This window comes from Alteromonas sp. AO-Serp (assembly GCF_017849675.1).
Taxonomy (GTDB): domain Bacteria; phylum Pseudomonadota; class Gammaproteobacteria; order Enterobacterales; family Alteromonadaceae; genus Alteromonas; species Alteromonas macleodii.
Map to the genome: position 1 here is coordinate 16,013 of NZ_JAFLMX010000030.1, position 25,426 is coordinate 41,438.

Here is a 25,426-nt window from a genome sequence, read left to right on the forward strand (position 1 = left end):
CGCGACTTCTACACTACAAAGCATACCTGTCGTTGCTTAAACTAAACAGCCTATTCAAAGATATGTGTGAGCCTTGTTAACGATCTATCTTCGCGCTCTATCTTCGCAATACTGCTGATCAGAGGTTGCAAAGAAGACGGGGAGTCGTCAGCGTTAGTGTGACGTTTCTGGTAAGTACATTTCCAGAATTGTCAGCAATTCTTCGCCATCGACTGGCTTTGACACATAGTTGTTAAAGCCAGCTTTAAGTGCTTTAACGCGATCAGATGTATAGGCATAAGCGGTCAGTGCTACGGCATTAAGCTTTGCAATTTCTGGTATTTCACTGGCTCTTATTTTTAAAACTAAACCCAGCCCGTCCATTTCCGGCATACCAATATCCGATAGCAGAAGATCGAAGGCTTCTGGCATATCGTTAATTTCTTTCCATGCTAACAGGCCGTTCTTCACAACATTAACTCGCGCGCCGTTAGATTCTAGAAACAGCTTTATAAAATCACGGGCGTCTTGCTCATCTTCTGCGACTAAAATCCGTAAGCCGTTCAAACGCAAAGACTCAGTCAGGTCGCTAATTTCAGAGTTCTTAGTTTCAATAATGTCGTCGTGCAAATTAAGCGGCGCAATAGGCAGCGTTACGTAAAACGTTGTTCCTGTATTAGGTCCGTCGCTTTCAGCATAAATTTCACCACCGTGCATCTCTACTAAACTTTTCACAATAGACAGGCCTAAGCCCAACCCATGTTTGTTGTGCTCGTTTTTGCCTTGATAAAAACGTTCGAAAACATGAGATAGCTGCTCGCGCGTCATACCTTTGCCATTGTCTTTAACGCGGAAAAGGTAGTTCGAATGCTCTCTTCGACCTCTTACATGCACAGTACCGCCTTTCGAGGTGAACTTAAGTGCATTGCTCAAAAGGTTATTGATAACCTGTTTTATACGGAGATTGTCACCCAGAATTTGCGTGTGATCGTCTTCGCAATTTATCGATAGCTGAATATTCTTGCTCGCAAATCCAGCCTCGAAAGATTTGGCAACTTCAGATATAGAACCAGCAATATTAAGCGAATGGGTACTGAGCTTCATCGTACCTGAAATAATACGGGATAAATCGAGAATATCGTTGATCAGTGCTGCCTGAGTTGATGCCGCGCGCTTTATCACGCCAAGGGCATCAGTCATTCTGTCCACATTGCCAATATCCATAAGCGCTAAATCGGTCCACCCCACAATGGAGTTAAGTGGTGAACGTAGCTCGTGAGAAATGCTGGCAAGAAACTGATCTTTCGCTTTATCCAGCTCTTCTAATTTACTAATTTGCTTATCAAGCGACGCTTTTAAGCTTAGCGCGTAAGGTATAAACAGATGGTCAAAACCTTCAATGATTAGTTGATCATCTTCGGTCCACTCTACCGACTCATCAGCGACACTTTGCAAATACATATCAAACGAATTACGAGGAGTAAGCGACTTTCCAATATCTTTTCTGGCTGCATCGCGCCCCGCCCAACGAATGGTCTTGTCTTTCTGCTCTCTAAACCAAACCGTGTAGTAGCCCAGTTTTGAAGACACGCAGGAAATATACATGCCTCGAATGCCGTTTAGGTCGCCACTATCTAAAATTTCGTTTGTTAATCGGTTTATAGCAATGGACTGCTCAGAGCCGCTAATGGCAAATTTTTCGAGTAATTTTGCCAAGGTTTTCTCTGTGGGAGTCTTACCAACCAGATAGTTGCCCGTAGGGGTAACCACCGCCATACCGCACGAATCAGCAACATCCAGTAAGTCTCCTTCTTTCTGCGTGATGGCCTCAAGCGGGTTCGTGAATGAAGTAAGCTGGTGAACAATATAGTTCAGCTTGCGTTGGCGAATTTGAAATTGCTCTTTCTTTTTATGTAGTGCTTTCGTGTGAAGCTGCCAGGCATAAAGGTGACCTAATGATTCGCAAACTAAACGTTTCTTCTGGTCGATGTAAGCAGGTTCACTGTTGTGGCATGCTAACAATCCCCACAGCTTACCCTCAAAAACAAGCGAAACTGAAAATGATGAGCGGATCCCCATATTTTTAAGGTAGGCAATGTGCATAGGCGAGACAGAGCGAACCATCGACATTGATAAATCCAATGGTGGACGTTCAGCCTCTTTAACCGAAGGCTTAAGGCCTATAACTTGCTCTTCTACATCGTAGACACAGCGCACTCGATTTTTTAGATACAGTTCACGGGCCTGACTAGGGATATCCGAAGCGGGAAACTTCAACCCTTTGAATGAGCGAGAATCTGCACTTGCGGCTTCACCAATCACTTCACCACAGTAGGTTTTGTCAAACTGATAAACCATGACCGAGTCGAAACCTATGTATTGCTTAAATACCTGAGCGATAGCATCGGCAACATCGCCTATGGAGTCGCGATCATCAACATTGGGTAACAGTGCGCGAATATCTACATCCATTGGCACCCATTGCTGCGCCGCATCAAAGCTTAGTTGAGGGGTTGGCTCAAGCTCTATAACCAACAGGCCATTAGAATCGAAGGCAACACCACTGCCCTCTTTCTCCCAATCTTTGAGATGGAGCGCATTTTCAGCAAACTTCCACTGGTAGGCGTGGCGTACATTTCCGCCTTTTACAGCATCGTGAATAGTCTGGAATGTGCGCGCTTCAGGAGAGGGAATGTCAATCAGTTCAGTGATAAGTGTTTCACCGGGAACGACGTCTACGTTGAACATGTCATTGATGTTCTCGCTTACAACCTGAATTTTTTTGGTACTTGGATTGATGGCAATGACATACCCAAAACTCTGCACGCTTTCAATCAAGTGGATAGCTTCATCTTCACAGTTTTGAAGCGTTGTAGGGGTATTATTAGTTGTTTGCATTACTTTGCGCCAAATATCAATAAAGCGAATTTTCGCAGTGTGTTCCTAGACTTACTCTACAAGATACCAACTTTCTATTAAAGAGGCATGTCAAATCACTGCAGCACTTAATAAGAAGAATATTAAATTTTCAAAAATTCGTACGTGATATCACGAATAAAACTTGTGTTTCTTGATCCTACGCAATAAACTTTCAGTAATTTCTGAAGCTTCTGGAAGGTAAAAATGAAAATGACGCCTTTAATTACATCTGCGGTTATGCACTTTGGCGAAATGGGAAGTCGTTGGGGCTTCAACAGAACAGTTGGGCAAATTCTTGCGCTTATTGTTTTAAACGAAGAGCCCATTTCGGCGCAGGAAATTGCAGATGCGCTCAACATATCCAGAGGCAATACCAGCATGGGTTTAAAAGAGCTTCAGTCATGGCGCTTAGTTAAACAGCATCTTGTTCCTGGTGAGAGAAAAGAGTTTTTTATTCCGGCTGGCGATATTTGGACATTGGCCAATAGAGTATTTGAAGAACGAAGAAAGCGCGAGATAGACCCAACCATGAGTCTACTGCGTGATTTGTTGCTTGACGCACCTGCCAATGAAAAAGAGGCAAATGCACAACATAAACTGAACGAAATTCACGATTTACTCGAATCAATTACGGCATGGTCTGAAGAGCTTCAAAATCTTGGGCCTGAAAAGTTAAACACGTTGATGAAGTTGGGTTCTGGCGTGGGCCGTATGCTTGAGCTTAAGGACAAGCTACTTCCGGGGAAAAACAGCGTTAACTAAGGGGGCCTTCTGTGGATGCATTCTTGCTGTCTCGTTTACAATTTGCGTTAAATATTAGTTTTCATATTTTGTTTCCAACCATCACCATGGCGATGGGCTGGTTTCTATTTTACTTCAAGCTGCGCTCTAATATTTCAGGTCACCCTGTGTGGATGCGTATGTATCGCTTTTGGGTACGTGTCTTTGCCCTAAGCTTCGCCTTGGGTGTAGTAAGCGGCGTCACCATGTCATTTCAGTTTGGTACTAACTGGCCTGGATTTATGGAGAAAGTAGGTAATGTGGCGGGGCCACTACTCGGTTATGAGGTACTTACCGCCTTTTTCTTAGAAGCCACGTTTTTAGGCATCATGCTGTTTGGCATACGCCGTGTTCCGAACTGGCTGCATACGGCTTCAACCCTTATTGTTGCACTTGGCACCACTACTTCTGCGTTCTGGATATTAGCCTTAAATAGCTGGATGCAAACACCGCAAGGTTTTGAAGTGGTCGACGGTGTAGTGTATGCCACAAACTGGAAAGAAATTATCTTTAACCCATCTTTCCCTTACCGCTTTGTACATATGATGTTAGCGTCTGGACTGACGGCCAGCTTCCTGATAGCTGGGCTTTCGGCCTACCGCATGCTTAAAGGCGACGACAAGCTTGCGCCTAAGCTCGCGCTTAAAACCGCCACCTATACGGCGGCAGTGTTAATCCCGCTACAAATTTTTGCTGGCGACATGCATGGTTTAAATACGCTTGAGCATCAGCCTCAGAAAGTAGCGGCGATGGAAGGACTTTGGGAGACCACTGAAGGTGCACCTTTGTTACTTTTTGCAATTCCTGACGAAGAAAGCAAAGAGAATTATTTTGAAATTCCCATTCCCTATGGTGCAAGTTTAATTCTTACTCACGAACTTAAGGGCGAGATTAAGGGGTTAAATGAGTTCGAAGGAGAGCATCCGCCCGTTGCTCCTGTTTTCTTCGGTTTTAGGGTTATGGTGGGTATGGGCATGTTGATGCTTGCTGTGTCATGGCTTGGCAGTCTTTATCTTATGCGTAACAAAGACTTCCCAATTTGGCTTAAACGCACGTTTGCAGGCATGGCGTTTAGCGGCTGGATTGCTACGTTAGCAGGCTGGTACGTAACGGAAATAGGCCGTCAGCCCTATTTGGTAAGTGGTGTATTAAGAACCGCTGATGCCGTTACCCAGTTACCACCGGCGAATATTGCTCTGTCGTTCACGCTTTATCTTGTTATCTATACGGTGCTTCTAATCGCATACATGGGAACACTTATGTTGATGTGCAGAAGAGCCGTTGAAATTGAAGAGATAACGACGGAAGAGCGCGAAGTTGCCAAGGCAAAAATGCAACCTACTGACCCAGACCCAAGCACGGTTTAAGGAGAGCAAACATGTTTGAAAATGTATCAGCAGAAATGCTCGGAAATATTTATGTGGGTTTACTTGGTCTATCTGTATTGCTGTACGCCATTTTAGATGGCTACGACTTGGGTGTGGGTGTACTTATCCCGCCAAGAACAGAAGCGTTTCGCGATGACATGATAGCCTCTATAGGGCCTTACTGGGATGCCAATGAGACGTGGCTTGTGCTCGCCATAGGACTACTGCTTATTGCTTTCCCTGAAGCCCATAGTGAGTTTTTACAAACCTTGTACTTGCCTGCAACCTTCATGTTATTAGGGCTTATTTTGCGCGGCGTAGCGTTCGATTTTCGCGCCAAGGTTGTGCAGGTGAAAAAGCGTAAGTGGGACATGGTATTCAAATACGGTTCGCTTTTAACCACATTAGCTCAAGGGTATATGTTAGGTATATACGTGACGGGTCTTCGCACAGATATTTGGGCGCAAGGCTTTGCACTTCTCGCTGCATTTGGTGTTACGGCTGCCTATGCGTTTATTGGCTCGTGCTGGTTAATACTTAAAGGCGAAGGTGAGCTTCAACAAAAGGCGTATTACTGGGCCAGAAGAGGTTTAGGGGTACTGGCGGTAGGAATTGTCGCGGTAAGTATCGCGAATCTAACCTTACACGATGACGTACGAGACTTATGGTTGTCTGCTCCTTGGGGCTATGTGCTTTTCGCTATTCCAGTAGCGTGTTTTGCGCTTCTAGCACTATGTGGTGTGTTGCTTAAAAAACTGCCTGATGCACAAGGGAAAGGCGAATGGCTTCCGTTCTTTATTGCCCTTCTAGTATTTTTACTTTGTTTCACCGCATTTGGCATAAGCTACTATCCGTTTATCATCCCTGGACAGATGACGGTGATGGATGCGCTTAGTGATGCAAGCTCTCTGCGCTTCTTGCTTGTTGGCGTAGTTATTGTAGTACCTATTATTTTGGCTTATACGGCCATGGTATATAAGATATTCTCCGGTAAATCAGAGAAGCTTTCTTACTACTAGCCTTTGTTAATGGGATCGCAGCAGATCCCAATTACTTGAAACAATAGTGAACATCATTGAAATTCAATGGTGTTCACTTTCTATTCAGCGCTATACTAAACGCTGTACATTGCGAGTTTCTTGCGGTTCCCGACGCCTTTCCTGTGCTTGGGGCATTTGCGGCGACCAGTATCCCCAATCCACGAACTCGATCTGAAAACCTGCGATCAAAATATGATCCTTTCCCTCGAACAATGTATACCAATGACTAGAGGATGTTTAGCGTTAGCTAGTCTACCCTTAAGGTGTGATCAAAATTTAAACGTTACTTACCGTTAAATATTTTGTTGACATCAAACTGTAATATTACTATATTTTATTTGGGGCAATTTTTAATAGAAGGAGCCAATACCATGGAAAATGTATTCCATTCGTTCTCACGGTTCTTCAAGCGCGCGCACCCCTACACAGTCGCTCACTATATCGGCCGTAAAAATGCGCAGCGTATCTTAGGATGTAAAATCAAAAAGAAATCCAAGATATTCGCCGACCAGCACGTTGAAGACCAAAATCATTAATTTATATGGGGCCCGTCAAACCGGCCCCATTTTTTTAGCTCAATTTAAATCTATTAACGTTTTCCTGAAGGTTCTCAGCCAGGCTGAATAAGCTTTTCGCTTCACTATTCACATTGGTATTCGCGGCTTTTACTTGATCGCCCAGCATTTGAAAATCTAGTGCCCCTTCGCGTGCAACTTGCACCTGATCTTTAGCGTGTTGTACAAGAGCCGAAGCCTCATTGCTCACCTCAACTAACGATAAAACGCTTTTGCGTCCGTCTTCCAACGTAATCACCAGCTCATTGGCAAGCCCCAATGCGTTGTGTGCCTTGTCTTTATTCGAAGTCATAGTTTGTACAGAATCACGAATTGACTGCACTATTTTTTCTAACATGGCATTAATTTCAACTGTCGATTGATGAGTTCTTGATGCTAGCGTACGCACTTCATCCGCCACCACCGCGAAACCTCTACCCGACTCTCCTGCTCTTGCCGCTTCTATTGCAGCATTAAGTGCCAATAAGTTAGTTTGATCAGCAATCTCAGCAATGGTTTTCACCACACTCGATACGTTTTTTCCATCGCTTTGCAGCTTATCTAACGTAGTAGCAGTTTTATCAATGTTAAGGGTTAAATCAGAGATGGCGCGCGCTGTGGTTTCCACATCCACCTTACCTTGCGCTATCTGGTGGGCACTACCTTTCGCTTGTTCCGCAGCTTTTATAGATAGAGTAAGACTTTGTTCCATTTCATCAGACAGATTATCCATGACTGACACTAGCTGCTTAATGTCTCCTTGAAAGCTTAAGATAGCGGTTGAAGAGTGTGATGTTGCACTGTTAAGTGTTTGTGATGAGTGGTTCAGGTCATTCACTGCATGTTGAAGGTCAGTCATTCCCTTGTGAAATACGGCTAGTAGACCTTGAACGCTATGCGTTATCGCGTGGAGTTCTTGTAAATTTTGAGTAGGTAGACGTGACTGTAAATTGCGTGTTTTTGCAATATCGTCAAGCCTCTTAGCCATCTCTTCGATAGGATTTGCGATATTCCGCTTAGCAAGTATGTAGCCCATTATGGATACAGCCAGTAGCAATATGATTAGGCTGTAGATAGTGAACTGGCTCACACTGAGTTCAGCAGAAATAGCCATGGTTCGAGAGTTCGCAGCACGCTCAACACCCGAGCGTACCCCAGTCAAAAGTGCATTTAGTTCAGATGCTGCTTGGGTAATGACTTGAAGATTTTCCCGTGCAATATCCCAATCTATAGATGTTGCTGACATCGTTTGCTGTAAAGACGCAGCTGACGCAACCAGTACATCAAATTTTTCTTGAGCGGCATCGCTTCCCATATAGCTGAATTGGGAAAATTTGGCGTTGGTCTCGTCGACGAGCCGGTCTTTCTGCCCGTTATATTCGCGACTACTTATTGTGGTTCCGTATAAGGAATACGCGATAAGCACCAGCTCTTTACTTTGAGTTTGTATATCATCGATAGCGCTTAACGAGGGTAATGTTTCAGCCACGTAGGCTTCTACTAAGTTTTCGACATTGGCGTTGTTCTTTGTCAATACAATTGCCGCGATGAGCGACACAATTACAACGAGAAGATAACCGAGCAATATTCTTTGCTTGATGGTTTTAAACATATAACCCCCATATTATTTAGGGGCACGCCTATACTTGTCGCACGTCTCTGCACCCTTTTCTATTCGTAGTAGGACAAAATTTACTTCTCCTACAATTGAACAAAAATAGACCGCTACGGTTGCTTTTTTCTTTCAGATTTTTAATCGGGAAGTTATCGAATTTATGTAAGTTAGAGTCTTCAACTGCAAATTGCCTCATCTATCACCGAAGGTATTGAGAAAACCAATGCTAATTATGAGGGGTTAAATATGGTTAAGCGGTACCGAGGTTGTGTACTTAATCTGCTCCATTGCAAAGCTTGAAGTGACGTCGGAAAACTCTATACCGTTAACCAATCGCTTATAAAAATGATCAAAGCAATCCATATCGGTAACGAGGACTTTTAGCAGGTAATCGTATTCGCCAGACATACGATAACATTCAACAACTTCATCAAATGATGCGGCGTGTTTAGCGAAACTTGCCAGCCACTTTCCATCATGTCTGCCCGCTTTTACTTGAACGAAAACGGTCATGGCCAGCCCCAGGTGTTTTGCTTGCAACAGCGCTACTCGCCTAGAGATTATGCCCTTCTCTTCTAGCTTTTGAATACGCCGCCAGCAGGGCGTTACCGTAAGCCCAATTTGCTCAGCGATTTCTGCGACAGGCGTGTCAGCGTTATTTTGTAGCATGGCCAAAATAGCTTTATCTATTGTGTCTATACCGCTTATTTTTTCACTACGCATAGTGAGATGTTGCCCTTTATTTCCATGTTCTCAGTTTTTCAGCGAATTACGTCAGGCGCTTTACTTTTATAGAGGCTATTTAAAGCCACCAAGGCTGATTAAAGTCGACATTTTCTGGTGCAATTTCGTACTGAAAGGGAGGCGTGAATACATCCCAAAATGCATCCCGCAAGTCCTCGTCTATTATGCTAAGTTTACCTGCATCGCGATAGCGAGATAGCAGTGTATTGTAAGCGTCAATCGGCATTTGCGGGTTAGACTGGCGAAAGATAACACGCCCTCCAAACTCTTCATACATCGCTTTTTCTGTTTGAAACTGTATAACCTGCTTGGCCGCTATCTCTTTAATGGGTTTCGCGGCCGTTTCACTTGAAACCTGACCTTCAAACTTCTCGATAAACTTGCTTACCAGTGTTTGATTAACCGTTATGCCTTTTTGTTTTGCATAGTCCTCTAAAACAAGCTCATAAATTCTGTTAGACGCATTTACACGGACCACATAATCAAGCATACCTGCGTAATTGTCTTTCGCTTGCTGCTTCAAGTTTTTACGTTCTTCTTCACTAGGCACGACGTCTGCCATACGGATTTCGGTATTGAGCACCATTGCTAAAACACCCTGTTCATCGACTTGTCCATTTGCTTGAGCAGCATAAGCAAGGTTTGAACTGAGAATAAGTAGCGCGGTGGCCAATGAAGCTCGAATAGTTGATGTCATGCGCATTAAGCACTCCCTGTAGACGTATTTATCGCCGCGATTATGAACACTCTGAGTCTCGCTGAATGGGTAATTAACTGTGCGGACTGGTATTACCCAAATGGGCGTTGTAATGAGTAAAGCATTAAACGCTATGACTACGCAATACCGTGGCGTACTGATATTAGGAATATGCTGCGAGCTTCAAATTTATTGGGGTGAACGAGTGCTTATGTGGTGTAGCCGAGAGAGGAGAGCAATAGCGACGCAGTAGACTAGCTATTGATGAAAGCGTTATTCGTTAAAAATGATATATACCAAAAGCGGTATGGACTAAAAGCTTTGTCGCGCGTTTAGCGTGGGTGTGGAAATACAGACATTAGAAAGAAAAACGGCGGTCAAATGACCGCCGTTTTTGAATTCTTAGATAGCTTGCACGTTAGCAGCTTGAAGACCTTTTTGACCTTCTTCAACTTCAAATTCTACTCGCTGACCTTCTGGAAGCGTTTTGTAACCGTCAGAGATGATCGCACGGAAATGAACGAATACGTCCTTACCGCCGTTATCTTGAGTTAGAAAACCGTAACCTTTATCAGCGTTGAACCACTTAACTGTGCCTGTAACTTTAGACATGTCGTATAGACCTCAAATATCGTATTAAATTGCGCATAAGCGCGTGTAACTAAGTTCTTTAGAGTCTTTAAATTGGCGGAGTATTGGGTCTTACTTACGAATGGACAAACAACTTACAACAAATTACCGGGTAACTCGAGTGGTTTAACATATAGCAAATAATACAAAATCGCGTCTCTTTAAAGACTTTGGCTAAAAGCCAAAGCCACTATAACACTCTTCGGGACGATTAATATACAAATTAATTGATAAACTACGGATTTCATAAATATTTCACCGCAGCGTAACAAAAATTAATGCCCTTTCCGCCAGGCTAAATACCAGCAAATTGCGCCAATTACGCCTGTACTTGCAGGGAAATACCAAGATAAATCGTACATTGGCAATATTGCTGTCATTAACACAAAGGTGGCGCCCACTACGCTTAAATGAGTGGTCTGAGTTGTTTTCTTTTGCTCTTGAAGCAGTGCCAAATGTGCCCTTTGTTGTTGCAATGGCAAGCGCTTCATTTGCTGTAAACTGTCGTACAGCAGGTCTGGCATTTCAGGTAGTTTTTCAGACCAGAAAGGTAAGTTGTCTTTCACCTTCCCCATCATGGCGGTAAAGCCAATCTGCTCTTTCATCCAGTTTTCAAGAAACGGCTTGGCGGTTTTCCATAAATCAAGCTGAGGATAGAGCTGACGGCCTAAGCCTTCTATATACAGCAATGTTTTTTGCAGTAGCACAAGCTGTGGCTGCACAACCATATTGAAACGTCGTGCCGTATTAAATAGCTGCAGCAGCACGTTACCAAAGGATATTTCAGCTAGTGGCTTTTGGAATATAGGTTCACATACCGTGCGGATGGCCATCTCGAACTCATCGATATTGGTATCCTGCGGTACCCAGCCTGAGTCGGCGTGAAGCTGCGCGACTTTGCGATAGTCGCGGTTGAAGAAGGCAATAAAGTTCTCAGCCAAATAGCGCTTGTCTTCACGGTTGAGCGTACCCACAATGCCAAAATCGATGGCGATATATTTGGGGTTTTCAGGGTGTTCGGTAGATACAAAGATATTGCCCGGGTGCATGTCTGCATGGAAAAAACTGTCGCGAAATACCTGAGTGAAGAATACTTCCACACCGCGCTCGGCCAATTTTTTCATATTGGTATTTTGGGTAAGTAATGCGTCTATATTTGAGATTGGCAGACCGTAAATACGCTCCATAACCAACACATTACTGCGGCAATAGTCACTGTAAATTTTAGGTACATAAAGCGCGTCTGAACCTTCAAAATTACGCCCTAACTGAATACCGTTTGCAGATTCACGCAGTAAATCAAGTTCATCAACAATGGTCTTGCGGTATTCTACAACCACTTCGACAGGACGCAGCCGTTTGCCATCAGGAAGCCAGCGTTGAAGCACGTTAGCCAAGCTAAATAACAGCTCCATGTCCGCCACAATGGTATCGCGAATATCTGGGCGCAACACCTTTACCACAACGTCTTCATTGTTATGCTTTAACTTTGCCGCATGAACTTGGGCGATAGAGGCAGACGCCAGTGGCGCTTTTTCAAATTCACTGAATAATTCGCTTAAATCAGAAAGCCCTAGCGCTTGCTTGATAATGTCTTGTGCAGCGTCAGATGAAAACGGCGGAACTTTGTCTTGCAAACGAGCAAGTTCGTTAGCAATGGCAGGAGGAAGCAAGTCTCGGCGGGTAGAGAGCATCTGGCCGAATTTAATAAAAACAGGCCCAAGGTTTTGTAGTGCAAGGGTAATACGCTCGCCGGCTGACTTGCCCTTGTGCTTGTTTCGCACCCAAAAAATGGTATGACGCATAGCCCGCGCGTACCAGGGTAACCACTTTGCTGGAATAAGTTCGTCTAAGCCGTGTTCCAACAATACCTTGTTAATTCGGTATAACCTAACAATACGCATTTATGAGCCTGTTTCTCTCAATCTTACTTAAATTTTTCTTCTAGGCGGCGCAGTCTCGCATCAGCACTTTCTGCTCGATCGCGAAGCGCATTAACTTCGTCACTAAAGTGCATAACCGCCAGCTTGTGTGCAGCAAGCTGCTTTTCTTCTACTACGGCGTTGCCGAATACCTTCGCCATGGACGCTAGCGCTGACATCGACTTCTCATGCACGGTTTTCACCGTTTTCACGGTCTGATGGGCAATAACATCGTTGGTCTTTTGTGCCAGCAACTCTTCAATGTCGATATCGAGCTGCTGAAACAAGGCACTGACCTGCTGAGCAACATTGAGCTCTCCTTCCAAAAAGAGGGCCTTTTGCTGAATAAGACGAGTCAACTGGCTGGTTTCTTTTAACTCTGGCAAGGTTTGTAGCGACGTTTTAATACAACAGTCTTTCGGCCCAAGGGACGCGACGGCGTCTTCAAACGAGCCTTGTTCGCTGAGTACGTCAATACGGTCAGAAAACGACAGCGTAATACCATGAGGAAGCGGCGAAATGAACGCGGTAAGCCTGGCGCCAGCAAGCGCTTTTAGCCTTACTTCGCTGTCTTCGTCTAAAGACAGCAACTTGTTTAAAACCAATTCAGCCGTTGCGGTAACCAGCGCAGAAGTAGGCATTAAAACTTATAACCTCTATGTAGCGCTACAATACCGCCAGTCAGGTTTTGGTAATCACATTGCTCAAAGCCAGCCTGCTCGAACATCCCCTTCAAGGTTTCTTGATCTGGGTGCATACGTATGCTTTCCGCAAGGTATTGGTAGCTTTCTGCATCGTTCGCCACTAGCTGACCCATTTTTGGCAAAATGTGAAACGAGTACATATCGTAAAGTTTGCTGAGCTGCTCTGACGTAGGCTTAGAAAATTCTAATACCAGTAAACGGCCGCCTGGTTTTAACACGCGAAAAATAGAATTAAGCGCGTTTTGCTTTTCCGTTACGTTGCGAAGGCCGAATGCCATGGTCACCACATCAAAATGGTTGTCGGGGAAAGGCAGTGCTTCCGCGTCAGCTTGCACATAATCGATGTTGCTTACCAAGCCGCGATCGCGAAGCTTATCACGGCCTACTTTCAGCATAGACAAGTTGATATCAGCAAGGGTTACGCGCCCTGTAGGACCTACCAAGCGAGAGAACTTAGCGGTTAGATCGCCAGTACCACCGGCAATATCCAATACTTTATTGCCAGCGCGAACACCGCTGCAGTCTATTGTGAAACGCTTCCATAAACGATGCACTCCCATCGACATAAGGTCGTTCATTACGTCGTACTTTGCTGCAACAGAGTCAAAAACATTAGCAACTAAAGAGGCTTTTTGCCCTTTATCCACCTGTTTGAAACCAAAGTGCGTTGTATGCTCAGTAGCATTGTCGATTGCAGAGTCTGCTTGCGTAGCGGGAGTTTGATTGTCGCTCATGACAGTCCTGTAATTTGAATATTTTTATTAATGCCGAAGTGTATAGGATTGTGTGCTCAAGCAAAAGCTTTATGCCTGACTGTCTCCTGATGTAAATCAAGCCTTTGACCTTTACCAAAGCGGAGCCTGCAAGGCACAAGCTCGCTTGTATAGAAGACTAGAGCAGCTTGCTCTACGCTACCTGATTGTTTGTGCCCCAACTATAGGCAACAATGGCACTGATCTCTTGCAAAGAACGGCCGCTTTCCTCATGCCATTGCGCAAATGCCGCATTGGCCGCCGACAGCGACTTTTTCGAGGTTAAGCCACCGTCGATAATTTCATTCTTTCGCAAGTAATCTTCCACGTCACGAGAGAATAAAAACGTGTCTATGCCTAGTGCACGAAGCATGTAGGGGCCGGTGTTGCCACCTAATCGCGCACCGCGTTTTTTCAAAAACGCCCAAAGCTCTGTGATATTGTCTTTTTCAAAGCCTGCTACGAACTTAGCAAAGCTACCGTGCTCCAGGGCTACGTCTTTGATCATCATGGCATTGTCACGCACTGTCATCACTTTTTTATAGTTGCGAACAATGCGCTTATCTGACGCTTTTTGCTCTAGCATTTCATCGGGCATCAACAACACTTTATCAATGTCGAACCCGAAAAATACGGTTTCAAAGTCGGGCCACTTTTGCTCAATAACTCGCCACACGAAGCCCGACTGGAACACTTTTTTGGTCATCGCCGCTAAAAAACGGTCGTCAGGAATGGCTTCAATTTGCGCTTTAGAAAGTGGTGCTTGGAGCATGGCTTCAAGCACCCTTTCACCGCCTTTGCGCTCGCACGCTCGGCGGTAGATAGATTGAAAAGACTCTAACTTAGACTCTTTCATGTGTGCCTAGCCTTTAATACCGCTGTGACGAAGCAAAGCGTCAACTTGCGGCTCGCGCCCTCTAAAAGCAACAAACAAGTCCATAGGAGGCTTACTGCCGCCCATTTCTAAAATGTTTTCTAAGAATGCTTTGCCCGTATCGCGGTTAAAAATGCCATCCTCTTCAAACTTGCTGTACGCGTCGGCAGAAAGCACCTCGGCCCACTTATAGCTGTAATAGCCCGCTGCGTATCCACCAGCAAATATGTGACCAAAGCCGTTTTGGAAACGGTTAAACGATGGAGGGATGACCACGGCCACCTCTTCACGCACTTTATCCAATGTGCCCTGTACGTCTACCTCACTGCCCTTTTCGCTATGCAGTAAGAAATCGAAAAGACTGAATTCAAGCTGGCGTACCATCTGCATCGCTGACTGGTAATCCCGTGCAGCAAGCATACGCTCCAGTAAATCAGCAGGAAGCGGTTCGCCAGTTTCATAGTGACCAGAGATAAAGTTAAGTGCGTCTTCTTCCCAGCACCAGTTTTCTAAAAACTGACTTGGCAGTTCAACCGCATCCCATGGCACACCGTTAATACCGGATACACCCGCTACGCGCATTTTAGTAAGCATGTGATGGATCCCATGACCAAACTCATGGAACATGGTCACCACTTCATCGTGGGTGAATAGCGCTGGCTTATCCCCTACAGGTGCGTTGAAATTACAGGTAAGGTACGCAACGGGTAGCTGCAATTCGCCATTCATTTTTTCACGACGAACTCGACATTCATCCATCCACGCGCCGCCACGCTTTTTAGCTCGTGCGTACAAGTCTAGGTAAAAGCTGCCGCGCATCACATCGGCATCGTCAGTAATGGTGAAGTAACGTACATCTTTATGCCACGTATCAATGCCAGGCTGCTCAATAATTTTTAAGCCGTACAGGCGATGTACAACTTCGAATAAACCAGACAGCACTTTATCTTCGGGGAAATAAGGCCGAAGCATTTCATCAGAAATCGTGTACTTTTCCTGTTTCAGTTTCTCGCTGTAATACGGTAAATCCCATGCCGCTAGCTCGCTGACACCATGCTTGTCTTTCGCGTACGCTCGTACTTCTTCAAGCTCTTTCTCTGCCTGAGGCTTAGACTTAGCCGCCAAATCACGCAAGAAACCGATGACCTGATCGGTAGAATCCGCCATTTTAGTCGCCAGTGAACGCTCTGCATAACTTGAAAAACCTAACAATTCAGCCAGTTCAGTACGCAGCGTTAAGGTTTCTTTGATTATATCGGTGTTATCCCACTTACCCGCATTAGGGCCTTGATCAGACGCTTTTGTTGCATAGGCGCGATACATTTCTTCGCGAAGTTCGCGATTATCGGCGTAAAGCATGACTGGCAAATAAGACGGAATGTCTAACGTAAACAACCAGCCTTGTAAGTCTTTTTGGTGCGCAGCTTGCGCCGCTGCTTCAAGGGCTGACTCTGGCATACCGGCAAGTTCAGCTTCATCGGTAATGTGTTTAGTCCAGCCCATAGTGGCGTCCATCACATTATTGGAAAAGGTTGATGATAGCTCGCTAAGCTTTGCCTGAATCTCTGCAAAACGCTTCTTTTGCTCTGCGGGAAGCGCTACACCTGACAATGTGAAATCGCGAACGGCGTTTTCAATCACTTTCTGCTGCTCTTCGCTTAAGGTCGCAAATTCGTCAGACGCTTTGAGGGAAGCGTAAGCATTGTAAAGGCCTTCGTGCTGGCCTACCCAAGTTCCGTATTCAGATAATAATGGTAAACACGCATCGTGGGCTTCACGCAATTCATCGCTGCTCACCACGCTATTCATATGAGAAACGGGTGAAAATATTTTACTTAAACGATCATCGACCTCTTCAAGGCGCAGCACTAGATTTTTGTAAGAGTAATCTTTCGACGCCACGACCTCATCTATTTCGCTTTTGCACGCCGCAATGGCTTTTTCAATGGCAGGCTTAATAGAGGCAGGTTCAATAGCAGAAAAAATTGGTAGACCATCTACCATTTCAATTGCAGGGGTTGTCATAATCTTTTTCACTCTTAACACGTTGATAGAATAATGATGGGGCTTCGCTGATTAAAAGCAAGCTATTGTTTTAGCCACTGTTGACCTATTTTGAACTTACTTGCCGTTAACGTGCATGGATCATGATTATTGCCTATATTTACGAATTCAATGAATGCCGCTGCACCGTTTTTCTTGATGCCCCTCATAAAAACTCAACAACACAGCCACCTCTACTAAGCGCTGTCACAAATGTCACATTTCATCCTTTTGTCTACTTTGTCCCTTCGCTGTTCAGCGTCTATAATTTCGATTAATAAATCTACAAGGCATAGATATGAAAACGTTGACCTCAGGCGAAATAGCCTCGTATTGCGATGTAAATCTGCGCACCGTAATTCGATGGATCGAAAGCGGCAAGCTGAAAGGCTTCAAACTTCCTGGGCGTGGAAACAACAGAGTATTAGTAGAAGATTTTGTCGCCTTTCTTGAACGACACGACATGCCAATTCCCGATTCATTGAAAGGCATTGCCACGCCCTCAATATTAATTGTTGACGATGAAATGCCAGTTGCCAAGTCTATTCAGCGCGTGGCCAGACGGGCGGGTTATGAGTCGTATATCGCTACAGGCGGCTTCCAAGCGGGGATTATGCTGAGCCAATACGAGCCCAAAGTCATGACCCTCGATTTAAGTATGCCAGGCATGGACGGTTACAGCGTTATCGAATTCACGCGAGATCAAAGTAAATATAAAGATCTCAAAATTGTGGTCATATCGGCACTCGATGAAATTAGCCTGGAGCGCGCGCTTGAGATAGGGGCTGATGCCACCTTACAAAAGCCGTTCTCAAATCATGACTTAACAATGGTCCTTGAGCAGTTTATGTCGATGTAAATCGATTTAAAGGGAGTGACATTATGGCTTGGTTATCGCGATTCGCTCTTTTAAGTTTGCTTGTAGGTGTTTGCGCATTACCGACAAATGCTAAACCCCTTACTTTTGCTGTTGTACCTCAGCAGTCTGCCAAGAAAATGGCTGAAACATGGCAACCCTTAATCGACTATGTGAGCAATTACACCGGTTTTAAGATTGATTTTAAAACTGCAAAAGACATTCCCACTTTTGAGGCGAATCTCGCCGACGGCAAATATGATATTGCCTACATGAACCCCTACCACTTTGTGGTCTTTAATGAATCTGCGGGATACCGCGCGCTTGCGCGCCAACGCGATAAAGAAATTCGCGGCTTACTTGTTGTACATAAAGACAGCCCCATACGCTCTCTGGATGACTTAAGCGGTACTGAAGTAGCCTTCCCAGCGCCAGCTGCGTTTGCTGCCACAATTATCACAAGCGCTCACTTGCGGATGAAAAGCATTGCTTTTGTACCGCGCTACGTCAATTCTCATGACTCTGTGTACCTCGCAGTACAACGGGGCTTTTTCAATGCTGGGGGTGGCATTGTCCGTACGCTCAACAGTTCACCTGATGACGTTAAACAAGAATTACGCATCCTATGGAAGAGCAAGGGTTATACGCCTCATGCTATCGCAACCCATCCAAATATGGCGCTCGCTGACAGACAAGCTATTCTTAATGCATTACTTGCTTTGTCGAATGACACAAGTAAGTCTTGGATTTTAAAAGGTATTGGGTTTAACGGCTTTATAGCGTCAAACGACAGTGATTGGGACGACGTGAGAGCATTGGGAATAGCATCCCTATCGAGGCCGCATTTATGAGTAGACTCGTATGAAACTGTCGTTGCGTATAAAAACAATAACAGGCATCGCATCAATAGCAGCGCTTTTGCTGCTAGTGCTCATTGTGACGGTGTTTCAGCTACTTAATGACCTTGTCGACAGTAATATAAAGAAGTCAGCCGACACCACAGTTGCCCTTTTTGTTTCGACGACAAAAAATGCCTTTTTAAGTTATGACCTTGCAGCTCTAGATGCCGACGTCTCAGAAATTCTTACCAACCCCAATATTGCTTACGTCAAAGTTAAAGACAAATTAGGCAGAGTTTTCGTAGAAAAGGGTAACACCAACGCACTAAACCGCCCTTTTACTGCCGACACAAGTGTTTCGGACGCTGATGATGGTATTTACGACACCCGAGCCCCCATCATGGTGAACAGGACTTTGTACGGCTATGTAGAGATTGGGCTTAACATTGCTTCAGTAACTGAATCTGTATCAAGGGTGAGAAACTGGACAGTTACACTGGCTTTTCTAGAATTTATTTTGGTCGGATTGTGCTCTTACTTACTTGGCTCTTACCTGATGTCGCAACTTCATCAATTACACGAAGGCGCTAAATGTTTAGGTGATGCAGTGAAAAACAACAGCTATCAAGATGTTTTTGTTCCCGTGCGCGGCACTGATGAGTTAAGCGAACTGGCAGAGGCATTTAATCAACTGGTTGAGCGTTTAAAAGAAGAACATGCGCAGCGTCAATACGCGCAAGATGAACTTAAAGAGCTTAACACGCTACTTGAAGAAAAGGTTCAGGATAGAACCGCATTGCTGCATCAGAAAAACTATCAACTCCAAGAGGCCAATAAAGATCTAAAAGAGACCCAGGTACAACTACTTCAAGCTGAGAAAATGGCGTCAGTTGGCCAGCTAGCAGCGGGGGTCGCCCATGAAATTAACAATCCTGTGGGTTTTGTCAGCAGCAACATATCCACCTTAAGCGAGTACGTTGCTACCTACCAAATGATATTCTCACAAATTAACGCGGTGCTTAATGAGCAAGACGAGGGTAAGCGTGCTTCTGCCTTATCAGAACTAGAAAAAATGTTAGCTAATCAGGATATGGCGTTTATCAATGAAGATATCACCGAGCTCCTCAGCGATTCGAGAGACGGTTTAAGTCGGGTTGCTGAAATTGTAAAAGGGTTAAAGCTATTCTCTCGTGTAGACAGTGACCACATGCAGCAGCACAACATTAATGATTGTGTACGCACTACCCTTGCCATGGTGAACAACCAATTAAAGTATATTTGCACTGTTGAAACGCATTTAGGCAAAGTCCCTGACGTTGCCATGAATGTAGGCAAGGTTTCTCAAGTTGTTACCAACTTACTCATTAACGCGGGACAAGCGATAGAGAGCACGGGTAAGAACGGTAAGATAACTATTACCACCTGTACTGCGGGCAAGTTTGTCGAGCTTCGTGTAGAAGACACTGGCTGCGGTATTCCATCAAGTCATTTAGACAAACTCTTCAATCCATTTTTTACAACTAAACCTGAAGGGCAAGGCACTGGCTTAGGTCTTTCAATTTCGTTTGGCATTGCTCAGGAGCATGGCGGCACGCTCTCAGCCACCAGTAAAGAGGGAGAAGGAAGCATATTTACATTAGCGCTCCCCCTTGTTTCACACTCAGACAAAACATTAGAGAGCGAAGGATGAAGCAACTAATAGTGTTATCAAGCAGCATTGCGTGTAATAGTTGTAACGTCGCTTATAAGGACAATAATTTATGACAGAGCCTACTACAGAACAAGCCACGACCTACACGGTTCTATTTGTCGACGACGAGCCGAATATCCTTCGCGCTATTAAGCGTGCGCTGTTCACTATGGACATCACCTTACTGCTTGCTGATAGTGGTGCCAAAGCGTTAGATCTAATGAGTAAACACGATGTTCATGTAGTTATTTCTGACATGAAAATGCCGCAGATGTCAGGTGCGGAATTACTCGAACAGGTCGCTATCAATTATCCCGAGACATTTAGAGTTGTGCTCACTGGCTATGCCGACATTGAGTCCACAATTAAAGCCGTAAACCAAGGCAAGATACACCGTTACCTGCAAAAGCCATGGGACAACCAAGAGCTTATCGCTGTTGTAGAAGAAGGCTTAGAACGCGTTAAGTTGAAGGCGGAAAACCTTCGTCTACAAAAACTAACACGACTGCAAAATAAAAAGCTACGCGACGTAAATGCCTCACTAGAACAAGTGGTTCAAAAGCGCACGCGCCAGATAAAAGCGGCGCTAAATAAAATCGAAAAACACAACCTTGCAATGGAGCAGGTGCTGTTCAACGTGATAAGCATTAACCCTGACATTAATGGTAAGTTTGCCATTGAGGTTAGCGAGTTGGCATCAAAACTGGCGCGTATCGCTCGGTTGGAGAAAGAAGAAATCAAACAGGTGCGTTATGCGGGCCTTATCTGCGAGCTTGGGTTACTAGGGCTTGAAAGCGAAGATTTTAAGGCGCCATTTTCAAAGCTTAAATATCAACAGCAGCAAAACTATCTATCGCAAACCAAGCAGGCTGCGTTAATACTTGCTCCGGCTCACGAACTACATCAAGTTTCTGACATTATTGAATTTCAGTTCGAGCACTATAATGGCTCAGGGTTGTATAACAAAGTTGCAAAAGAAATTCCTGCTGGCGCGCGTATCTTGGCCATAGCCCGAGATTACTGGCGCTTAGTAACCGGCAGAATGAGCGGTATCGAAATGAGCCCTCGCGATGCCAAACTAGAAATGAAAAAGCACAGAAACACCCGCTATGACGGTGAATTTTTGGACCTGTTGCTCGAAGCAGAAGATGTAACGACATCTAAACTGCTTTCTACATCATTGAAAGCCTCGCAGCTCAAAGCAGGCATGGTACTAGCCCAAAATTTGTATAACGATAGTCACATCCTTATCCTTCCCGAGGGACATGTGTTTAGTGATGCCACCATTCAAAAACTCGTACACTTTGAAGAAGAACGTGGAAAAGCGTTTAGTATTCAAATAGAACCAGAAGAGCTTTCTGCTACTATAAGTGAATAAGTTCTACAGGTTACGTGCTGAAAACAGGATGAGCGATGCATGAATATGCTTCGCTTTGTCTTAGCCTTTTAATTAGGCTGCACTGTCCCCATTGATAAACTAAATGAAATTCCCTAAAGCAAATCTCGGTCTTTTAATCACTCTTTATGACAAGACCGATAGAGAATGATTTGCTGTGCGAACCTACCGAAGGCATCTATGCTTATCGTTTATGTTCGCCTAACCGACAAAGAAGGCTTTTTGAATGACACATTTTGATTATATATGTATTGGCGGTGGCAGCGGTGGTATCGCATCTGCAAACCGTGCAGCTAAACACGGAAAGAAGGCCGCCATCATTGAAGCGAAAGATATTGGCGGTACTTGCGTGAACGTAGGCTGCGTGCCTAAGAAAGCCATGTGGTACGGAGCACAGGTGGCTGAAGCGATACATCGCTATGCACCTGAATACGGGTTCGATTTGTCGGTAAATCACTTTAGCTGGGACAGCCTAATTGCCAGCCGCCAGGCTTATATTGAGCGTATTCATGCTTCTTACGACCGCGCTCTTACCGCAAATGACGTTACCTTAATTCGCGGTTTCGCGAAGTTTATCGATAACAACACGGTAGAAGTCAACGGCGAAAAGTACACGGCTGATCATATTACGATTGCTGTAGGCGGCCGCCCAATCATCCCAGATATTGAAGGTGCTGAGTACGGTATTGATTCTGATGGTTTCTTTGCCTTAAAAGAGCAGCCGAAACGCGCTGTCGTGGTTGGCGCAGGCTACATTGGAGTGGAATTAGCCGGCGTTCTTCACGCCCTTGGTACAGAATCGCATTTGGTAGTTCGCAAACACGCTCCGCTTAGAAATTTCGACCCTATTATTCACGAAACCTTAGTGGATATGATCCACGCTGAAGGTTGCAAATTACACGACCATGCTAGCGTAGAGAAAGTGGAAAAAGCTGACGATGGCGAGCTATCAGTACACTTAACCAATGGCGAAGTGTTAAAAGCTGACTGCTTGATTTGGGCGATTGGCCGTAAACCCTCTACCGACAAAATTGATATTGAAAATACCGACGTTGAACTGAACGACAACGGCACGGTTAAGGTAGATAAATATCAAAACACCACGGCAAAGAATGTCTACGCAGTTGGTGATATTACTGGTGAAGCAGAGCTTACTCCGGTGGCAGTTAAAGCGGGTCGCTTGCTAAGCGAACGCTTATTCAACGGCCAAAAAGATGCTCACATGGATTACTCGCTTATTCCAACCGTTGTGTTTAGTCATCCACCCATTGGCACTATTGGCCTTACAGAGCCAGAAGCTATTGAAGAATACGGTGAAGACAACGTTAAAGTGTACACCTCTAGTTTTGCGTCTATGTACACCGCGGTAACCCGCCATCGTCAAATGACAAAGATGAAGCTTGTATGTACGGGTAAAGACGAAAAAGTGGTAGGCCTTCACGGTATTGGGCACGGCATGGACGAAATTCTTCAAGGCTTCGCCGTTGCCATAAAAATGGGGGCGACCAAAGCTGACTTTGATGCGTGTGTAGCTATTCACCCTACCAGTGCAGAAGAGTTTGTTACTATGACCTAGAGTGACGCGCTCAATTGAGCGCTTTCTCACAAAAGCCGGCATTAGCTTACTAGTTAATGCCGGCTTTTTTATGTGTTTAACTTACCTTTTCTAGCTCGACGGGCACACCATTTAGCACCGCATTTCCCGATAGCTCGTCTACCTGTAAATCGTCAGTAAGAATATTGGTGTTTACCCCAGGGTGCTGACTTGCCACAGACAGCTTTATACCTTTTTTGTTGTGCCCCCATCCATGGGGAATTGACACCACGCCGGGCATAATTGCATCTGTGATTTCAGCCTCTATGGTTAGCCGGCCAACCCGCGATTTCACACTTACCTCATTGCCATCTGTAATGCCGTATTTAGCCCCGTCATCAGGATGAAGCTGCAGCGTACAGCGGTTGTTGCCTTTCACCATACGAGGGCTGTTATGCAGCCACGAATTATTAGTTTTAATATGCCGGCGCCCTATTAAAACAACGGACTGATTTTGCGGCGCAACATGGTTCGCTTTTCCAAAAAAATGCTTGTTAACCCTTTCTAAATCAGCCATGAAGTAATCAAAATCTAAGTGAATCTTCTTATCTTCATGGAACAAGGCGTGAGGCAAAGACGGCTGTAGTGGCCCTAAGTCGATACCGTGTGGGTGTGCTTTAAGCGTATCAATCGACAACCCGCCTTCCGGAATAGCGGTTGGAGTTTCGCTTAAGTTAGCATCAGCGCCTTCTTTTTTACTTGCTGCTCGACCATAAAGACCTGCTTGCAACAAAACATCGACCACACCTTTAGGCTGCTTGTCCCAAAGCGCAGCATAGTGCGCGGTGTTTTTTCCGTTTAGCGCATCGAGCCTTTCGGCTAACGAAAGGTATATTTGCCAGTCGCTAAGCTGGTCTTCGTCAATGTCCACCACCGCTTCCGAATACTTAGCGAAATTTCGCACGGCAAAGTTGTGAAAAACAATGTCGTAGTGGTCGCGTTCTAGCGCGGTTACCGGAGGAAGGATTACATCTGCATGTCGGGAGGTTTCGGTAACGTAAAAATCCACCGCAACCATAAAATCGAGTTCAGAAAATGCTTTATCAAGCTGTTCTGCATTTGGCGTAGTGACCACGGGATTACCTGCACCAATTACCATGGCCTTAATTTGTCCTTCTCCCGGGGTTAAGATTTCCTCGGCTAAACACGCTACCGGATACTCACCAGCAAACGCAGGGAGCCCTCTTACGCGAGAGGTAAATCCGCCCATGCTGCCCTTGCCTGATACAGGTAGTACGTCAGCGGCTGGCTGCGTGAACATCATGCCCCCTCGCTTATCTAAGTTTCCGGTAAGCATGTTAAACAGCATGATGAGGTACTGGGTGAGCGTACCAAACGCTTGTACACTAGCCCCCATCCTTCCATAACAAACTGCAGACTCAGCGTTGCAGAAGTCCAAAACAAGCTGAGTGATTTGTGAAGCCGAAATACCGGTAAACTCGCTCACCTTTTGTGGTGAATAGTCGCGAACGTATTTTTCGACCGCTTTTATGTCCTCTGCATACGGTAAAATTTCATCCACCTTGTATAGCTGCTTTTCAAACAATACATGCAGCATAGCCAGCAGTAACAGCGCGTCACTGCCTGGACGAATAAAGTGATGTTCACAGCTGATATCGGCGGTTTCACTGCGTTTAGGGTCGATAACGACGACTTTCCCACCGCGTTTTTGAATACCCTTTAAACGCTTTTTCACATTTGGCACGGTCATAATACTGCCATTAGAGGCCAGTGGATTTCCGCCGATAATCATAAAGTGCTGCGTGTGATCAATGTCAGGAATGGGAATTTGGGAGATATGACCAAACAGTCGTCGACTAACAATGTGATGTGGCAACTGGTCAACGGAGGTAGCGGAATAGCGGTTGTGCGACTCAAGGGCGCGATAGAAATACGGTCCGAATAATATTGAGCCCATATTGTGCGCATTGGGATTACCTAAATACACACCAACCGCATTATTGCCGTGTGCCTGCTGGATGTGGTGTAATTTGCTTGCGACCAAATCAAAGGCTTCATCCCACCCTATCTCTTCCCATGCGCTGTCTTCCCAGGTGTAGTCTTCCCAGGCGCTGTCTTCCGATGCACTCGACTCGCGGTCAAGTCTTACCCTTTTTACAGGGCGCTTCAAACGGTCAGGATCATCGTACAAGTCTTTTAACGCACTCGCTTTCGGGCAAATATGGCCTTGGCTAAAGGGATTATCTTTATCCCCTTTTATTGACAGTATCTGACGGCCTTTCGTCGCTACCTCAATACCACACATTGCTTCACAAAGCGTACAAGTAGAATAATGCAATTGTTGTTCAGCGTTGCTCACGGTAATTCCTACACAATTCACTGTTAATGACTTGTTACGAAATTAGCGATTATTGCTGTAATAGACAAGCATCACTGAAAGTGATGGGAAGGAAAAGACACCCCGCCCGTA

At 45.1% G+C, this 25,426-nt stretch carries 20 protein-coding genes; 9 read left to right on the forward strand and 11 right to left on the reverse strand.

The annotated features are described in order from the left end of the window. Window positions 1-153 precede the first annotated feature (153 nt). Entirely contained in the window at window positions 154-2,877 is a 2,724-nt protein-coding gene (locus QVA83_RS02435) for an ATP-binding protein (RefSeq protein WP_069945051.1), read from the reverse strand. Window positions 2,878-3,102: 225 nt separating this feature from the next. Between QVA83_RS02435 and QVA83_RS02440 the strand changes: the two genes are divergently transcribed. The 4 genes from QVA83_RS02440 to QVA83_RS02455 all read left to right on the forward strand — a co-directional run bounded on the left by QVA83_RS02440 (window position 3,103) and on the right by QVA83_RS02455 (window position 6,621). Then, window positions 3,103-3,660: a GbsR/MarR family transcriptional regulator gene (locus tag QVA83_RS02440; protein WP_014999724.1), complete on the forward strand. Its 558-nt coding sequence runs from the start codon at window positions 3,103-3,105 to the stop codon at window positions 3,658-3,660. A gap of 11 nt (window positions 3,661-3,671) precedes the next feature. Further along, complete coding sequence (locus tag QVA83_RS02445; RefSeq protein ID WP_069945052.1) at window positions 3,672-5,045, forward strand: cytochrome ubiquinol oxidase subunit I; 1,374 nt, start codon at window positions 3,672-3,674, stop codon at window positions 5,043-5,045. Between the two features lie 11 nt (window positions 5,046-5,056). Beyond that, window positions 5,057-6,064 carry a cytochrome d ubiquinol oxidase subunit II gene (locus QVA83_RS02450; protein ID WP_014950934.1) on the forward strand — a complete coding sequence of 336 codons (1,008 nt, stop codon included), beginning with the start codon at window positions 5,057-5,059 and terminating at the stop codon, window positions 6,062-6,064. 392 nt (window positions 6,065-6,456) lie between these two features. Further along, entirely contained in the window at window positions 6,457-6,621 is a 165-nt protein-coding gene (locus QVA83_RS02455; RefSeq protein ID WP_014950935.1) for a hypothetical protein, read from the forward strand. Window positions 6,622-6,655: 34 nt separating this feature from the next. Here QVA83_RS02455 and QVA83_RS02460 read toward each other — a convergent pair whose 3' ends face one another. From QVA83_RS02460 to prlC, 9 genes are all read right to left on the reverse strand, one after another. Further along, on the reverse strand, window positions 6,656-8,251 hold the full coding sequence (locus QVA83_RS02460; protein ID WP_014950936.1) for a methyl-accepting chemotaxis protein: 1,596 nt from the start codon (window positions 8,249-8,251) through the stop codon (window positions 6,656-6,658). 243 nt (window positions 8,252-8,494) lie between these two features. After that, window positions 8,495-8,977 carry an Lrp/AsnC family transcriptional regulator gene (locus QVA83_RS02465; RefSeq protein WP_081106118.1) on the reverse strand — a complete coding sequence of 161 codons (483 nt, stop codon included), beginning with the start codon at window positions 8,975-8,977 and terminating at the stop codon, window positions 8,495-8,497. Between the two features lie 79 nt (window positions 8,978-9,056). Continuing rightward, window positions 9,057-9,695: a hypothetical protein gene (locus QVA83_RS02470; RefSeq protein WP_287498103.1), complete on the reverse strand. Its 639-nt coding sequence runs from the start codon at window positions 9,693-9,695 to the stop codon at window positions 9,057-9,059. 402 nt (window positions 9,696-10,097) lie between these two features. Continuing rightward, a complete protein-coding gene (gene cspE, locus QVA83_RS02475; protein WP_012519905.1) occupies window positions 10,098-10,307 on the reverse strand; it encodes a transcription antiterminator/RNA stability regulator CspE in 210 nt (69 codons plus the stop codon). 293 nt (window positions 10,308-10,600) lie between these two features. Continuing rightward, window positions 10,601-12,229 (reverse strand): ubiquinone biosynthesis regulatory protein kinase UbiB, encoded by a 1,629-nt coding sequence (gene ubiB / locus QVA83_RS02480; RefSeq protein WP_014950939.1) that lies wholly within the window; start codon window positions 12,227-12,229, stop codon window positions 10,601-10,603. 23 nt (window positions 12,230-12,252) lie between these two features. Further along, window positions 12,253-12,888, reverse strand: coding sequence for a ubiquinone biosynthesis accessory factor UbiJ (locus QVA83_RS02485; RefSeq protein WP_131137904.1), 636 nt, complete (start codon window positions 12,886-12,888; stop codon window positions 12,253-12,255). Next, window positions 12,888-13,685, reverse strand: a complete 798-nt coding sequence (gene ubiE / locus QVA83_RS02490) for a bifunctional demethylmenaquinone methyltransferase/2-methoxy-6-polyprenyl-1,4-benzoquinol methylase UbiE (RefSeq protein WP_014950941.1) — start codon at window positions 13,683-13,685, stop codon at window positions 12,888-12,890. The genes QVA83_RS02485 and ubiE overlap by 1 nt, the downstream gene beginning before the upstream one ends. A gap of 172 nt (window positions 13,686-13,857) precedes the next feature. Beyond that, a complete protein-coding gene (locus QVA83_RS02495; RefSeq protein WP_287498104.1) occupies window positions 13,858-14,559 on the reverse strand; it encodes a DNA-3-methyladenine glycosylase I in 702 nt (233 codons plus the stop codon). A gap of 6 nt (window positions 14,560-14,565) precedes the next feature. Beyond that, window positions 14,566-16,602, reverse strand: coding sequence for an oligopeptidase A (gene prlC / locus QVA83_RS02500; protein ID WP_287498105.1), 2,037 nt, complete (start codon window positions 16,600-16,602; stop codon window positions 14,566-14,568). A 316-nt stretch (window positions 16,603-16,918) separates the two neighbouring features. Between prlC and QVA83_RS02505 the strand changes: the two genes are divergently transcribed. From QVA83_RS02505 to gorA, 5 genes are all read left to right on the forward strand, one after another. Then, window positions 16,919-17,479, forward strand: coding sequence for a response regulator (locus tag QVA83_RS02505; RefSeq protein ID WP_014977552.1), 561 nt, complete (start codon window positions 16,919-16,921; stop codon window positions 17,477-17,479). Between the two features lie 23 nt (window positions 17,480-17,502). Then, on the forward strand, window positions 17,503-18,327 hold the full coding sequence (locus tag QVA83_RS02510) for a phosphate/phosphite/phosphonate ABC transporter substrate-binding protein (RefSeq protein WP_039226733.1): 825 nt from the start codon (window positions 17,503-17,505) through the stop codon (window positions 18,325-18,327). A 10-nt stretch (window positions 18,328-18,337) separates the two neighbouring features. After that, entirely contained in the window at window positions 18,338-20,005 is a 1,668-nt protein-coding gene (locus QVA83_RS02515) for a HAMP domain-containing sensor histidine kinase (RefSeq protein ID WP_287498106.1), read from the forward strand. Window positions 20,006-20,075: 70 nt separating this feature from the next. Beyond that, window positions 20,076-21,383, forward strand: a complete 1,308-nt coding sequence (nosR, locus tag QVA83_RS02520; protein WP_014977555.1) for a response regulator c-di-GMP phosphodiesterase, NosR family — start codon at window positions 20,076-20,078, stop codon at window positions 21,381-21,383. A gap of 244 nt (window positions 21,384-21,627) precedes the next feature. After that, window positions 21,628-22,977 (forward strand): glutathione-disulfide reductase, encoded by a 1,350-nt coding sequence (gorA, locus tag QVA83_RS02525; protein WP_039226736.1) that lies wholly within the window; start codon window positions 21,628-21,630, stop codon window positions 22,975-22,977. A 76-nt stretch (window positions 22,978-23,053) separates the two neighbouring features. Here the strand turns inward: gorA and QVA83_RS02530 are convergent, their stop codons facing one another. Continuing rightward, window positions 23,054-25,315 (reverse strand): molybdopterin oxidoreductase family protein, encoded by a 2,262-nt coding sequence (locus QVA83_RS02530; protein ID WP_287498107.1) that lies wholly within the window; start codon window positions 25,313-25,315, stop codon window positions 23,054-23,056. Between the last annotated feature and the right edge of the window lie 111 nt (window positions 25,316-25,426).